Raw genomic sequence first — 15,790 nt, forward strand, 5'->3', positions numbered from 1 at the left:
TAAAAATTTTCGTTCATCCGCTCATTTTGAGCAGCTCCAACTTATTTCAAAGCACCTTCCGTTAATCCTTTTTGCAGCTTGCTTTGACCGAGGAATAAAAGAATTAAAGTAGGAATCACGACAATAACAGCACCTGCCATGATGACACCCCAGTCATTTAATTGCTCCTGTGTTTGTAATTGCTTTAAGCCGATTTGTACGGTACGAACATTGTCGTTCGTCGTTGTGAGGAGTGGCCATAAATACATATTCCACGAGGTTAAAAACCCGTACACACCTAAAGTTAGCAAACTAGTTCTCGCAACAGGTAAAACGACTGTTAGATAGAATTTAAAATCCCCCATCCCAGCAATCTGACTCGCTTCTCTTAATTCTTTCGGTATTTGTTTAAAGTTCTGCCGGAGTAAAAATGTCCCAAACGCCATCGCAAAGAATGGAACGGTCAGTCCCGGATAGGTATCAATCCACCCCAAATCACGGATGATATGGAAGTTCGGAATAATCGATGCTTCAAAAGGAACCATCATCGTCGCGATGAAAACAAAGAATAAGAGATCTCTCCCTTTGAACTCTAAAAAGACAAAGGCATAAGCGGCTAAACTTGATAAAATTAATTGTCCAAGCATAATCACTAAGGAAATGATTAAGCTATTCAACAGATATTTAAGTAATGGGAACTGCCCGAACGCCCTGACATAATTATCAAAGGATAACGATGTAGGCAGGCTTCCCGTCATAATGTCTTTGTTCGACATAAAGCTCATGGCAAACGCCATTAATGTTGGCGCAAAGACGAGAAATCCTGAAATAATCAGTAAGATATAAAATATAACTTTTCGACCTGTTGGAATTGTCATTGGTAATGAACCTTCCTTTCACCAAACTTGAATTGCAGGAAAGTCATGAGTAATATAATGATGAACAATAATACCGCCTGAGCACTTGCCGATCCGAACTTATAGTTTACAAATGCTTCCCGGTATATGGAATAGACGACAAGGTTCGTCGAATTCACCGGACCGCCCTGTGTTAAAATATCAATCTGCCCAAAGGTTTGAAAGGCATTGATAATCGTTACGGTCACCACAAAGAATAAGGTTGGCGAAAGCATCGGGATTGTGATTCTTCTTAACTTATAAAAATAACCGGCACCATCAATATCCGCACTTTCATATAAAGAAGAGTCAATCGATTGCAGCCCGCCTAATAAAATGAGAAAGGTAAAACCGATATTCATCCATATCGTTGTAATGGCTATCGCAAACAGTGCCCAAGACGGGTCTGTCAGCCAGCCAATCCCCTCTGCACCAATGGCGTTTAACAACAGATTCAACGGACCCATGGATGGGTGAAATAAATAAAGCCAGAAGACAGACGCGGCCGCAACCGAAATTCCCATGGTCGAAGAATAAATTGTACGGAAAAAACCAATTCCTTTTAATTTCTCATTTGCAATCACCGCCAAAAACAAACTAATAATAATCGTAATTGGAACGGTATATAGGACGAATAAAAAGGTTGACTTCATGCTCTGCAAGAAAATCGGGGAAGTGAACATCGTCACGTAATTTTCCCAACCAACAAAAACAGTTGTTGCCCCTGTGGCATCCGTTAGGAAAAAACTTAAATAAATGGTGCGAGCGAGCGGGTAGAATAGAAACACGCTAAACAGAACAATCGAAGGCAGTAAGAACAACATGCCTTTAGAAAAGTTTTTCATCCGCTGCTTCTTTTTCACTTGTTCAAAATTTATTTGGCTTTTAGGCGTTTGTTGAATCGCTGTACTATTCATACTCATGCCGTTACGACCTCTTGCTGTTTGCCCGCTCTTGCCGGCTTGATCAATAATCCTGTATCCGAATCAAAGAAGCATAGATTTTCAATTGCAATATGTACTGGAACCTTCTCCCCTACTTGCACGTCCCATTGTCCCGGCCATTTAGCCGTCCAAACTTCCGCACCGACTTCAAACGCAAGTAACGTTTCATTTCCCAACTGTTCTACATTTATCACTTCTATCGTGTGCGTCGTGTTGCCTGCAGTCCCTGGAAAAAGATGTTCCGCTCGTATACCAATCGTTACGTTCGGGTAGCGTGGTACATTGTTGATAACGGGATCTATCTCTAGATGAAGTGCATCATCAATCACAAGTTGATTCCGGTCAGCATGAAAAACAGCCTTCCCCATATTCATTTTCGGTGAGCCGATAAAAGAAGCTACAAATAAATTTGCAGGTTCATTATATAAGGTAATCGGTTTTCCGACCTGCTGAATCTTCCCATCATTCAACACCATAATTCGGTCCCCCATTGTCATCGCTTCGACTTGATCATGGGTCACATACACCATCGTCATCCCCAGCCTTTTTTGCAAACGACGAATCTCCATTCGCATTTGCCCCCGAAGTTTAGCGTCTAAATTGGAAAGCGGCTCATCCATTAAACAAAGTGGCGCCTCACTCACGACCGATCTCGCTAATGCGACACGCTGCCTCTGTCCTCCTGAAAGCTCCTTTGGCTTCCGTTTTAACAGCTCACTTAGCCCCATCATTTCTGCAGTTTCGATAAGTCTCTTTTGTTGCTCCTCTTTATCCACTTTTTTCGCATTTAAACCGAAAAGAATATTTTGCTCCACAGATAAATGTGGATATAGCGCATAGTTTTGAAAGACCATCGACAGATTTCTATCTTTTGGTGGCAGGTGATTCACAATCTCGTCACCAATTTTCAATGTGCCGGATGTAATATCCTCAAGGCCCGCAATCATCCGAAGTAACGTACTTTTACCAGATCCAGACGGACCAACCAGTACAAAAAACTCCCCTTCTTCAATGGATAAATTAATTTCGTCTAATACGTTTTTCTGCTTATCGTATGACTTTGAAATATCCCCCAAATCAATTTGGCCCATATGTCTCCCTCCTTTTATTGAACAAGTTTTATTTAACCATATTTTTTTAGGAAAAAGTTTAAATTTACAAAATCGTTACAAGGGATTAAGGTGGGGTTAATATTATTCATGGTGGGTTAATAATGAAATGTCACGAAAGGGGGAATTATCCATTTTCATAAAAAATGCCAAAACGGATAAGAAAACAAAACAAACATACAGGTACCGAATTTAAATATTAAAGTCATAAAGCCCATGTCTCCTCCACTTTCATTCGTCCGGGCAATCAAGTATAATGTAATAAAGGCGGTGTTTATATTGGGTTTATTAAATGAAAAACACAGTAGCTACAACGAATTCATAAATATGAGAAAAGAAACAAATGATGTTCTTGAATATGTTGATGGCGTTGTGTATATGTCTCCTTCGCCGAATATAAAACATCAACGAATTTCAACTTTTTTACAAGGTGAATTGTACAACGCACTCAAAGATAAAAAATGTGAAGTGTTTTCTGCACCTACCGATGTTCTATTTGACGCAGTTAATCATGACGATAAAAAGATAGTTGTTCCAGATCTATTTGTTACGTGCAATCCAGACAATCTAACAGAGAACGAACACATAGGAGCGCCTGATTTCATCATAGAAATTTTGAGCCCATCTAACATATCCCACGATATTGTCACGAAACTAAACCTTTATATGAAAAACAATGTAAAGGAATACTGGATTATCGATCCACTCCAGAGACATATATTGGTATACAACAGAGACAAAAACAATGAAATCAGATATGATGTTTTACATGTTGAGGAGAGTATAAGATCAAAAACAGTACCCTCCTTAGAGCTAAATTTATCGGATATATTCCAACTTTGAGCAAAACGTTTAAAATAGAGCACAAGCACACATACTCTATTTTGACGCTAAACAATATACTACGATATTATTTGTACCTTAAAAGAGACCTATCCTGGTCTTTTTTTCAATTCCTTCATAATGTAATGAATTTCATAATACGTATTTAATGCTTCACCATCACCATATGTAGTAGGGTTGATTTTCCCGACTACATATGGTGATGGAAAAGCCGACTTTGGTAATTATGGAATTCATTCGATGAATCAGATGCAAAAAAGATCGTTACAGTTTAATCTTAAACCACTTTCAAAAAAGGAAAATAACCATATGGAAGCTTTTCGGAATGATATCAAATTCTGCTATCCATGGCGTTCTTATCAACAAAGGCGCTGAATGAGGTACATGAACATTTACATACTGGAAAGTTCCATTTAGTGGCACCTCCTGGTTCAGGGAAGACCGTGCTGGGCCTTGAGATCATGCTTCGGTTGAATAAAGCGACGATACCCGCACGAAAGAAGGAAGGCAACATTTGCTCAAAGCGAGAACAAGATCAATGTCAGCTATTTTTGTGAAAAAATTGGAGAGAATTAGTGAATGGCAATAGTGGCTTATGCTTAATTTTATGGTTATGGTGTGTGATTTTTTAGGGATAGTGCGCTTTGCCCGGTTAGCATGCAGGATGGTTCGGGGAGCGTAATTTGCTATATTAAAATGAAAAAGGAAGCTTGGCTGAAGTGCCTAGCTTCCTTTTTCATCTTTCTATTAGCATGTTTCTACATATCTTCCAATACCAGTATCTTTTCACAATAGATACAGCGAACCGAACATTAAGTTTTTATTCCCGCTATTCGTTACCGCATCTCAACTGGCCTTTCCCAATAATCCATATAACCCTGTACTATTTTCTTACCAGACTGCGCTTCAATCTGATTAACCAGTGCATTCCATTTCCCATTTCTCGCTTGTTCGTTTTTCGCAGTTTGAACATCCAGCGCTTTCTTTAATAACCGTTTTTCCATTTTTTCATCAAGATAACCTTGATCTTCTCCCAGTTCCACTAACTTCTCCAGTTCAGCTAAGGAGAGAATCGCTTCTATAGGAAACACTTCCTCCGTGACGTGGCCTGCCTCATCCCGGGCAATAACTGTTATTTCATAATTTCCAGGTGTATAATCTAAAGGTTCAATAGAAATTTCATCTTCCATTGTATTGTCTTCCATCTCAATGATAACTTCAGCTAAGTCCCCATCTTCATCGTACACATCAACTGGAATTTGATAGGATCCTATAATATCAAATGTCGTGAAATCAGATATAGGATGAATGATTGGTGCAGAACCAGCACCTGCCGTCTTTTGGATATGGTCTTCATCCACTACTAATAACTGATACGTATCTTGGAAAATCGAAGCAATACCAGATACCGAGACCTTTTCCCCTTCTTCATAATTGCTTACAAATGTTTCATAAGAAATATCCGTTCGATCATCGACGCGCACTCTCGTCAAATTTTCACCGTTTCTTACATCAAATTCAAAGGCATTCCAGTAAGACACGATGTTTTCAATTTCACCTTGAAGCGTAACACGCTCGCCTTGGTTGGCATCATCTATTTTGTCGACCGCTACAAATTCTGGGAGTTCACTTTCTCCTATAACTTCAATTAGCTCAAGATCTGAAATTTGCTTTAACCCTTGATGTGTCGAGACGACTCCTTCAAGTTTCACTTTATCTCCAGGACGAAACGCCTCATTATGTTGAAACACATAAATGCCTGCCGTTTCATCTTGTACATAAAATCCTTGCCCACCGAAAAGTCCTGGTTCTGTTGTAATCACACCTTCGACTGCAACAGACTTACCATCCGCTAGATTTCGAGCTTCCTGAATCGAACGTGTTACCGTTTCCTCATTATCTTCTTCCGCTTCACCGATAACCGCAGGATTTGTAATAACGTTTGTTGAACCTTGACGTAAGCGAACATTCGCATTTCCATCCACATTTTCATTCAGCTGGACATTTAGCGTATGCCTTGCAATTCCTTCTTCATTTGCTGTAAGTGAAAAATGTTCACTATATCCATAATTAGCAGGCCAGCTTCCGTCAAGGTTCTGAACTTTGGCTACTTGTTGTCCACCTTCTAAGTAGATACCTAGATTGTAACCAGTAACCGTTTGACCAGGATCCAGACCTTCAGCCACTACTTCAATCGTAAAGATTTCATTATTTGGTAAAACTGACGCAAAATCCAAGGACATTTCTGGTTCTTTAACCGGATCTACGGATGAACCAAAAGAGCCTGGTGCAAATGTAGAGGGGTCAAACCAATCATATGATTCTAACGGTTTGGACCAAGGTTCTGCTTGAGGTTCTGTTGAATTTTCAGGTATTTCCTTATCCAAAAGCGGAGATGGCTCATCTAACGGGATACCTGCCTCAGCAAAACTTTCATAGGATTCGTCTTCTGCTAACCAATCGATCATATTTAATAATAATTCTCCGTTATCCGCATCTGTAAACCCATCATACGTTGTTTTCTTTGCACCGGTTTCTTCATTTCGGTATTTCGGTGTCGCATCTTCTACAGGAGAGGAATCCCCAATAAAGGCTGCCTTTCCTTCACTTAATTTGGAAATAGCGGCATACGGCCCCTCTTCTACGCCACCACCATGGTAAATTCCCTCGTCTACTGCTGGTCCCCATTTATCACTTTCATCCAGACCATCCGGCAAGAAAAGGATACCTTTTGCAATTTCTGGATTGGTAATGGCCATTGTCGAACCAGCATGCATCGTTACTTCCTTAACACCTTCCGTAATTCCAAATGTCTCTGACGGATCCACTACTTGATCGGCCACAACGGTTCCCGGAGCATTGTACCTGAAACGAATACCAAAGTGATCGCTTAACCAATCAGAGCTTTCCACGCCTTGCATCGCTTCAGCATTTTTTTCTTCTTCTGACATCCCTTTCGTTGGATCGTTATGTGCCCCGCGACGGTAGCCATTCATAACTTCCGAAGAATCCCAGCGATTTTTATTTCGATCCGCATTGTAATGATCAGAAATAAAGAAAATACTTCCGCCATTTTCAACATACGTAATCATCGCATCCTGTTCTTCTTTTTTAAACGGGATATTCGCTTCCGGGATGACAAAGACATCATAATCTTCCAAGTCCTCTACAGCTAGTGGACCGTTTTTCCGAAACTCTTCAACAAGATATCCATTAGCTGCTATCCCTTCAGCAAAATCGGAGAATGCCCCGTCGATCACCCAATCGGCTTGTCCAGCTGTTTGTGCGTGGGTATTATCAAATAATACTTTCTTTCCATTCGGGTTTTCCGGCTGAATAACTGGAGCTGGATCATCCATTGTCTCCGCCTGAAACGGCAGTGGTAAAACGGTAATACTTACGACGAGCGTTAACAGCAACATCCATAAAGCATAAGCATTTCTTTTCACTTTTACCCTCCTAGTCAGATCATTTATTTTTTTCATATCCACTCTATCAAATCATTGTTGTATTCCTATTAAATATCTGTAAATTATCGTTCATACAACAGAATGAATTTCATAATTACCAAAGTCGGCTATTCCATCACCATATGTAGTTGGGAACGAACCAACTCAACTACATATGGTGATGGTGAAGCATTAAATACGTATTATGAAATTCATTAAACAAAATGGATATCCTATCCTCTCACAAGTTTCGTTCGAATTCGGTTCGAGAAAAATTCGACCAATAAGATAAGCACAACTAAACCAATCAGAATCGATCCAACCTCAGACCATCTGTAAGCATTCATCGCAAAGATTAGCGGCGCGCCAATTCCTCCTGCACCTACAATCCCAAGAATCGAAGCTTCTCTTAAATTCATATCGAAACGGTAAATGATGATGGATAGAAACATAGAAAAAAGCTGTGGCCATATACCGTAACGGATTTTCTCAAATGTATTACAGCCAATCGAGTCAAGAGATTCCAAGATATCCGTATCGAGTTCTTCGATGATGTCGACGAATAACTTCGCAAGCATTCCAATTGATGCAAGTGAAATGGTCAACACCCCGGCAAATGGACCAGGCCCTGTAACCCGAATAAACATTAATCCATAAACAAGCGCTGGAATGGTTCGAATGACGATTAACAATAGTCTCGTCACGCTCGCAACAGGTTTTGGCACAATCTTGGTGGCCGACAGAAATGCAAGTGGAATCGCCAGGATCGCGCCGATAATCGTACCAAGAAAAGCAATGGCGATCGTTTCAATTAATAAATAGAGGACACCTTGGGATGTGAAACTAAATAATAAATCAAGATCTGGATTCAGGATTCCTCCAATAATCCCTGCAGCAATCCCCAACCCACTTTCTGCAATATTATCTAGATTCACAGTCGTAAGTGACCAAATAAATAAAATTAGGATGAGTATCGTTATCGTAAGGATATAACGTAAATTTCGCGGTGAAGCATGAAGCTGTTTTTCGATTGCATCCATATAACTAGACTCCTTTAGATTAACTTTTTACGGAAATGCTCGCTGACTTTTTCAATGAGGTATACCGTAATAATCAGCATGAGCAAAATCGTCCCAACACTTGCATAATCACGCCAGCCAAGGGACTCATTTAACAGTAAGCCAATTCCGCCCGCACCAACATATCCTAAAATTGCGGCATACCTGACGTTTCCCTCGAAAGAAAATAGCGAGGTTGATAAATAGTTAGGTAAGACCTGGGGGAAGATTGCATACCGAAATGCTTGCAGGCGACCCATTCCAATGGATTCCATCGCTTCAAACGATCCCATGTCCGCATTTTCAATTTGCTCATATAGCAGTTTCCCAACATAAGCGACTGTAAATAGAAAAATTGCTACCGTACCAGCCAAGGTTCCGAGCCCAAATATGAACGTAGCAATCAGAGCCGTAACAAGTGTCGGTAATGTTCTGAGAATACTCAGGAGAAACTTCGCCACCGAAGCTACAGGCTTACTTACGATGTTGGAAGATGCGAAATAAGCCGCTGGAACGGCAGCGATCGATCCAAGAATGGAACCTAAGAGAGACATTTTGATCGTATCAAGGAGCGGCTGCCACACATGACTTAAATATTCCCATTTCGGCGGAATCATCTGACCGATGATCACAAAAAATTCATTCCATCGCTTTAGCAATATATTCATATCAAAATCCGTAAACCGAACCGAAAGAATCGTTGCGATAACTAATAGAACGAGAATGATCGGTGTCCTTGATTTCTTCTCATAAACGACCTTTCCATTTGGAAGCGTAATTTCAGCTGGAGGGAAAATTTTATCATACATTCATTTTCTCCTCCCTCTCCTTATCGTGTAATTCTTCTGTCTGTCCTTTATATATGTAATCAAGATGTTCCTCTGTTAAATCTTTCGCTGTACCATCATAAACAATCTTTCCTTTTCTAATACCGATAATTCGGTCCGCATATTCCAGTGCGATTTCAACATGGTGAATGTTGATGATAACAGAAATATTCGTTTCTTTATTTATTTTTGTAAAATCATCCATCACCTGTTTGGCCGTTACAGGGTCGAGAGAGGCAATCGGCTCATCAGCTAGAATAATGTCAGGACTCTGTGCAAGCGTCCGCGCGAGCGCCACACGCTGCTGTTGTCCACCAGACAATTGATCGACGCGGACATACGCTTTATCTAAAATACCCACTTGATCAAGCGCCGTCAGTGCTTTCACTTTATGCTCTTTTGAAAATAACCCGAGCACTTTCCGCCAAATGGGAAGCTTGGGAGCAAATGACACGAGGACATTTTTTATAACGGAGATTCTCGTAACAAGATTATACGATTGAAATATCATGCCAATGCGCTGTCTGAATGTGCGAATCTCTTTTCCTTTCAATGAATTTACTTCCACACCGTCAACAATTAATTGTCCTTCCGTTATATCATGCATCCGGTTGATACAACGAAGCAAGGTGGATTTTCCAGCACCCGAAGGACCGATAACCGCAACAAATTCACCTTTTTCAATCTGCAAATTAATATCTTCCAGTGCTTTCATTTTATTTGGATAGGTTTTTCCTACGTTGATAAATTCTATCATCTCTTACTCTCCAATCTTGAAAAATGAGAGCATCAGTAAGTGATGCTCTCGTTTAACTAGCATTCTATTGCATCGTATATAGTTATTAGTTCAGACTCTGAACCATTTCCTGCGCATCTCTTTCATTGTCATAATCGGATGAATCGGCTTCTTGATAGCCTTCATGATTATAGATGGAAATGACTTCTTGTCCTTCTTCTGACTCACCAATGTTGATAAAGGCTTGCTGAATGGCTGCTTTCAAATCATCATCCATAATTTCAGAGTTCTTGCTGACACTAACCGTATCGTTATAAATAGCAGGAGTTACTCCGATAACATTCGTTTCATCCCAAATCGTTCCTTCTCCGCCGAACTCTTCTTGCCACTGGTCGACATTGTCACGTCTTGCATCTGCATAAGCTACCATGACATCAATTTGACCTGCTGCAAGTCGTGCAAAAGAACTTCCATAAGAATCGGACTGTACGACGTTATCAAGATCCGTAATCGTATTTCCATAGTTTTCATCCAGCCATAATGCAGGGTAAATATAACCAGCTGGTGAAGAGGAAGACATAACAGCCCAAGACGCACTATTCACATCTTCCCATGTTAACTCTTCCCCGTTATTGACTTTTTCTGATAGCTCTTGACCTTTTTCAGATGGACCAGCAATAATCAACGCACGATAGCTTGTCGTCTGTTCATCGGAATCTTCTGTCGGCTTGTTATCATTCCACTCTTTTGGATCATCCGATTCAATGCTTAAGCCAGCACGTGTTGCTGTCAACACAGCCTCTGCACCGTCATCATATAACACATATGTACCACCCGGGATTAGCCCAATATCCGTTGTCCCAGCAGAAAGTGCTTCACCAACCGCCTCGTAGTTCGTACCTACTGTAATATCTACTTCACCTATTTCATATCCTAGTTCAGCCATTTCCTCTGTTAATAAGTTCTTCAACGGTTCTGTTGCCGTGATAATCTCATCTGGCTCTCGTGAAGGAACAAAGCCAACCGATAGACTATCAATCGATGTTTCTCCATTTTCCCCAGATGTAGAGCTTTCTTCCTCATTTTCCCCACAAGCTGCTAATACAACAATAATTGCACTTACCAGGAATAAATATAAGATCTTTTTCACTGTAATCTTCCTCTCTTCATCTATTTTTAGTTACAGACCCCATTTTATAAAATGAAGCTTAAAAAAATATAAACGTCAGGTAAACATTTGTAAATTTTTGTAAAGTTCCATTTACATAAAGCGTTTACATTTTTTCTTATTATAAATGCTAATCTCTCTTCCCTTTCCCCCAGTGCTTGGTAACTGCCCCCTTTTGTCTAAAGTAACGAGGTTCCTACGTATAGAAACCGCTTGCTTTCTAATCGATAAGGTTCATCCGAAAGCGATTCGCAATACTAGATTACGAGGATAACTTCTTGTGTTAAGGTTAAAACAGATGCTTTCCTTCCATAATAACTAGCAGACAAACCCTTCATTCTTATTATGTCTTATGTCTTGGTTTTTTACAATAGCGATTGAGATTTTATAACGCTCTGTTTTGCTTAACAAAAGTTTACAATTATACCGTTTTTATTTGGTAAACTACTATTAGGATAGATCTTCAAGAAAGGATGAACACACTTGACGAAACAAACAACGATTAAAGTGCTGTATACAAGCGATATTCACGGGAGCGTAATGCCGATTAACTATGGAACAAACGAAAAGGCAGAGCTCGGTTTGGCAACATACGCTACACTTGTCCAGAAGAAACGACAGGAAAATGAGCATATGATCGTCCTCGATAATGGTGATTTGATTCAAGGCACACCACTCATGGCCCATTACGTAAAAAATCATGCGGAGAAACCGAATCCGATGATTGCGATTATGAATCAAATTGGTCTCGATGCAGGTGTCCCCGGCAATCATGAATTTAATTTCGGAAAAGCTATTTTACAGGACGCTGTCGATCAGTCGAACTATCCATGGTTATCCGCTAATATAGTAGATGAAAAAACGGGTAAACCCTATTTTGGCTCCCCCTATATCATCAAAACATTAAGTAATGGGGTTAAAGTAGCCATTACCGGCGTGACCACGCATTACGTTCCAAACTGGGAAACACCGGAGCATATTCAAGGCATTCAGTTCGCCGATGCCTTTACCACTCTAAAAGAGATCGTAAAAGAAATACAATCTAATGAAGACTATGATCTCCTTATTGCCCTCTACCATGGTGGTTTCGAAAGGGATATGGAAACAGGAGAAGTAACGGAAAACTTAACGGGTGAGAATCAAGCGTATGAAATGGCAGATAAAATTGATGGGATTGACATTCTTCTAACCGGCCATCAACACCGCAACGTAACGGGTACAATTCGTGATTGTCTCGTCATTCAGCCAGGAAATAATGGCGAGGCTTATGGAGAAATTGATGTGACATTCAGATGGGAGGAAGACAGATGGGTCACAGCAACGAAGCAAGCAAACGTAAAAACGTTAGAAGGTGTACCCGCGGATCCTATTATTTTAAAAGAGATGGAAGAATTAGAGCAATCCACGCAAAATTGGCTGGACGAACCAATCGGAGAAATACAAGGCGATATGATTATTCGCGATCCATTCCAAGCGAGAGTGAGAAAGCATCCTTTTATTGAGTTGGTTCAAAAAGTGCAAATGGACGCGTCAGGTGCAGCTATTTCAGTTACCGCTCTCCTTGGTAATGAAGCAACCGGCTTTCCTGCCAAGATAACCATGCGTGATATCGTTACAAACTATAAGTTCCCAAACACACTCGTCGTTCTTTCGTTAACTGGAGAGGATATCAAACAAGCCCTAGAAAAAAGTGCGGAATATTTCACGCTGGACGCGAATGGAGATATGACCGTAAATCCAGATTATCTCATTCCGAAGCCTGAGCATTATAACTATGATATGTGGGAAGGTATCGAGTATTCCATTCGTGTATCGAATCCTAAAGGAAGTAAAGTGGAAAGCATTACATATAGAGGGAAACCGCTCGATATGGAAGAGAGTTACGATGTTGTCATGAATAATTACCGTGCAAGCGGGGGCGGCGATTTTGATATGTTTAAAGATAAACCGGTTGTAAAAGAGATTCAGCAGGATATGGTGGAGTTGATTAGTAATTACATAGAGGAGCGGGGGATGATTGAAGCGAGGGTGACGAATAATTTTTCTGTTGAGGTTTAAGTGGATGGAGACTAGAGAGCGGTTACTGCTACTTCGATTGTCTTCTTAAAATATACATGGTTAATAATACGGATAAGGGAGCTTGGTTATAACAACCAGCCCCTTTTTACCACCTTTAACCGCATTTTTATAAACAAAGGGCGATTAATGCGAACTTAAGACCATTAGTTCTGTATTTATGTCAGAATTTACCTACAGATAGCATATACTGAATAGAATTAAACACATTTAGAAAAGGAGGGAAAATAATGAGTACCATTAGGGTAGATGTAAACCCTGAAGTTATTCTTGATGCTATTTCTAAGTCTAACCGAAGTATGGAAGATGTGGAAAAAAGGTTTAAAACATTTAACAAGTGGATTAACAATGAATTGAGTCCGACTTTTAATCAACTGACAGATTTAAGCAAATTCCTAAGGGTTCCCTTTGGATACTTGTTATTAAGTACCCCGGTTAAGGTAAATCTCCACGCTTACCATAATGAAAGGAGCATTACATGAAATTCGGAGTGAGAAAACCTAGCCTAAAAAAGAGCTTTAAAGCACGAACAACTGGCAAGGTGAAACGTAGGGTAAAATTCGCTATCAATCCTGTATACGGTAAGAAAGGAACGGGCTGGGCACGTCATCCCAGGAAAGCGGCTTATAATAAAGTTTACAAGAAAACGTCATTTAGTATATTCGGTTTGATTAAAAAGTTATTTAAATAAAAAAACGTTGCACAAAAGCTTCCTGCACTTTTCGAATCTAATAGAAATGCAGTCCCTTCAATTAGAGACTGCATTTTATTATACTTCGTGACTAATCTGCCAATGGGTTCTAACTGATACTATACACAGGCACCCATTTGTAATAGCACTTCTGCGGCCTTCATAGAAATACGTTTCACCCAATACCGGGATATGTATTTTCGCACCGAATTTAGTGGAATTTGAAGCATCCGCTGCCAGCTCTTAATAATTTATGGCTGATAAATCAACGGCCCACCTGGCCCTAAAGGAATACCAAGCAGCATCCAAATAATCAACATCACTGTCCAACCGATCAGGAAGAACATCGAATATGGCACCATCGTAGAAATCAAGGTACCAATCCCCATTTTCTTATCATATTTCTGGGCGAATGCAATAATGATTGCAAAATAGGTCATTAATGGTGAAATGATATTTGTGGAAGAATCCGCAATTCGATAAGCCATCTGAGTCAGCTCCGGAGAATATCCAAGCTGCATCATAATCGGTACAAAAACCGGCGCCATCATCGCCCACTTTGCTGAAGCACTTCCAATAAATAAGTTAATAAATGCTGTAATCAAGATAAATAGTAAGATTAATGGGATACCTGTTAATTTAACACTCGTTAATAACTCCGCTCCATATACACCTAACACTAACCCCATGTTGCTTTCATTAAAGTATGCGACAAACTGCCCTGCCGTAAAAGCCAAAACAATGAAGGTTCCCATGGAGGCCATCGTATCCGACATTTGAGCTGCTACATCTTTATCACTTCGAATGGATTTCGTGACCATTCCATAAACAAGACCAGGAATAAAGAATATAATCGCGATAATTGGCACCAATGAACTCATAAATGGAGACTGGACAATTTGGAATATTGCATCGCCTTCTGTACCACGCAATGGTGCATTTTCAGGCAATACGAGCAATAAAGCAAGTACAACACCAATTACTGTTGCTACTCCAGCCCAGATAAGACCTTTTTTCTCTATTGCTTCAAGCCCTTCGAGTTTTTCTTTGTGCTCACCTTTATAGGATCCAAGGCGAGGTTCTACAATTTTTTCTGTCACCCAGGTACCAATCACCGCTAATACAAATACAGAAACGGCAATAAACAACCAGTTCATTGCAATGTTCATATTTTCTGCGTAGGCAGGATTGATAATCGCCGCGGCTGCAATTGTCATCTCTCCAAGCATGGCATCTGTACCCGATAATAATAAGTTGGCACTAAACCCTCCAGATACTCCAGCGAATGCCGCTGCGAGTCCTGCTAATGGATGTCTGCCAAGTGCTGCAAAAATTAAGGCTCCAAGTGGCGGCAATACAACATATCCCGCATCCGTTGCCACACTAGACATAATACCTGCAGTAACCAATCCTAGCGTAATGAATCGGTTAGGTATGGATAAAACGAACCCTCTAAGTAACGCACTGATCAGTCCAGTCCGTTCAGCGACTCCTATCCCAAGCATTGTTAAAAGAACAACACCTAAAGGTGCGAAGCCAATAAAGTTATCGGTCATACTCGTGAATATATATTGAATTCCTTCTGAGTTCAATAGATTTTTAATCTCTACCATTGTTCCTTCTTCTCCGGGATGCTCTACATTGATCCCCAACGGCTGTAACGCTGCAGATAGTAAAAGAACTAAAAGAGCCAAAATTGCAAATAAAGTAGCTGGATGTGGTAATTTATTACCAGCTAACTCAATATTATCCAAAGAACGCAGAAATAGTCCCTTTTTTTGTTTCGCCATACAAAATTTCCCTCCTACACGATAAAATATTGTGAAAATTATAACCTAAAAAGCTAAGGGAGTCCCTCATTCCTCTTCTTCCTAAATGAGGACCTATGAAACTATATTATTTTCCACCGTACTCCTATCTCAGGCAGGTTTCTATTGTATTTTCACTTTTAAGTCCATAAAAAATAATAGACACATCGAGAATAATAACAGTTTCATTGAATTATTTCAATTTA

General features: G+C 40.1%; 13 protein-coding genes. 4 read left to right on the plus strand and 9 right to left on the minus strand.

Annotation, left to right across the window (positions count from 1 at the left end):
- Positions 1-41: 41 nt before the first annotated feature.
- From L3V42_RS02500 to L3V42_RS02510, 3 genes are read right to left on the minus strand one after another with little or no spacing between them, the layout of a single operon-like run.
- Positions 42-857 (minus strand): carbohydrate ABC transporter permease, encoded by an 816-nt coding sequence (locus tag L3V42_RS02500; RefSeq protein WP_156857758.1) that lies wholly within the window; start codon positions 855-857, stop codon positions 42-44.
- Positions 854-1,792: a carbohydrate ABC transporter permease gene (locus tag L3V42_RS02505; protein ID WP_238471446.1), complete on the minus strand. Its 939-nt coding sequence runs from the start codon at positions 1,790-1,792 to the stop codon at positions 854-856. The genes L3V42_RS02500 and L3V42_RS02505 overlap by 4 nt, the downstream gene beginning before the upstream one ends.
- 2 nt (positions 1,793-1,794) lie before the next feature.
- Positions 1,795-2,910, minus strand: coding sequence for an ABC transporter ATP-binding protein (locus L3V42_RS02510; protein ID WP_238471196.1), 1,116 nt, complete (start codon positions 2,908-2,910; stop codon positions 1,795-1,797).
- A 297-nt stretch (positions 2,911-3,207) separates the two neighbouring features.
- On the opposite strand from L3V42_RS02510, the gene L3V42_RS02515 reads away from it, so the two are divergent.
- Positions 3,208-3,771, plus strand: a complete 564-nt coding sequence (locus L3V42_RS02515) for a Uma2 family endonuclease (RefSeq protein ID WP_238471197.1) — start codon at positions 3,208-3,210, stop codon at positions 3,769-3,771.
- A gap of 836 nt (positions 3,772-4,607) precedes the next feature.
- On the opposite strand, the gene L3V42_RS02520 is transcribed toward L3V42_RS02515, so the two are convergent.
- The 5 genes from L3V42_RS02520 to L3V42_RS02540 form a co-directional block, all read right to left on the minus strand.
- Positions 4,608-7,220: an endonuclease gene (locus L3V42_RS02520; protein ID WP_238471198.1), complete on the minus strand. Its 2,613-nt coding sequence runs from the start codon at positions 7,218-7,220 to the stop codon at positions 4,608-4,610.
- Positions 7,221-7,453: 233 nt separating this feature from the next.
- Entirely contained in the window at positions 7,454-8,260 is an 807-nt protein-coding gene (phnE, locus tag L3V42_RS02525; protein ID WP_235761948.1) for a phosphonate ABC transporter, permease protein PhnE, read from the minus strand.
- A 14-nt stretch (positions 8,261-8,274) separates the two neighbouring features.
- A complete protein-coding gene (gene phnE, locus L3V42_RS02530; RefSeq protein WP_235761947.1) occupies positions 8,275-9,087 on the minus strand; it encodes a phosphonate ABC transporter, permease protein PhnE in 813 nt (270 codons plus the stop codon).
- Positions 9,080-9,862 carry a phosphonate ABC transporter ATP-binding protein gene (gene phnC / locus L3V42_RS02535; RefSeq protein ID WP_235761946.1) on the minus strand — a complete coding sequence of 261 codons (783 nt, stop codon included), beginning with the start codon at positions 9,860-9,862 and terminating at the stop codon, positions 9,080-9,082. The genes phnE (L3V42_RS02530) and phnC overlap by 8 nt, the downstream gene beginning before the upstream one ends.
- A gap of 85 nt (positions 9,863-9,947) precedes the next feature.
- Positions 9,948-10,991 (minus strand): phosphate/phosphite/phosphonate ABC transporter substrate-binding protein, encoded by a 1,044-nt coding sequence (locus tag L3V42_RS02540; protein ID WP_235761945.1) that lies wholly within the window; start codon positions 10,989-10,991, stop codon positions 9,948-9,950.
- A gap of 501 nt (positions 10,992-11,492) precedes the next feature.
- Here L3V42_RS02540 and L3V42_RS02545 point away from each other — a divergent pair.
- The 3 genes from L3V42_RS02545 to L3V42_RS02555 all read left to right on the plus strand — a co-directional run bounded on the left by L3V42_RS02545 (position 11,493) and on the right by L3V42_RS02555 (position 13,776).
- Entirely contained in the window at positions 11,493-13,067 is a 1,575-nt protein-coding gene (locus L3V42_RS02545; protein WP_255783360.1) for a bifunctional metallophosphatase/5'-nucleotidase, read from the plus strand.
- 248 nt (positions 13,068-13,315) lie between these two features.
- A complete protein-coding gene (locus L3V42_RS02550) occupies positions 13,316-13,567 on the plus strand; it encodes a hypothetical protein (protein ID WP_238471199.1) in 252 nt (83 codons plus the stop codon).
- On the plus strand, positions 13,564-13,776 hold the full coding sequence (locus tag L3V42_RS02555; RefSeq protein WP_238471200.1) for a hypothetical protein: 213 nt from the start codon (positions 13,564-13,566) through the stop codon (positions 13,774-13,776). Before L3V42_RS02550 ends, L3V42_RS02555 begins: the two co-directional genes overlap by 4 nt.
- 251 nt (positions 13,777-14,027) lie before the next feature.
- Here the strand turns inward: L3V42_RS02555 and L3V42_RS02560 are convergent, their stop codons facing one another.
- Positions 14,028-15,566 (minus strand): AbgT family transporter, encoded by a 1,539-nt coding sequence (locus L3V42_RS02560; protein ID WP_238471201.1) that lies wholly within the window; start codon positions 15,564-15,566, stop codon positions 14,028-14,030.
- Positions 15,567-15,790 lie beyond the last annotated feature (224 nt).

The organism is Oceanobacillus alkalisoli (genome assembly GCF_022213125.1).
In the GTDB taxonomy this organism is placed as follows: Bacteria; Bacillota; Bacilli; order Bacillales; family Amphibacillaceae; genus Oceanobacillus; species Oceanobacillus alkalisoli.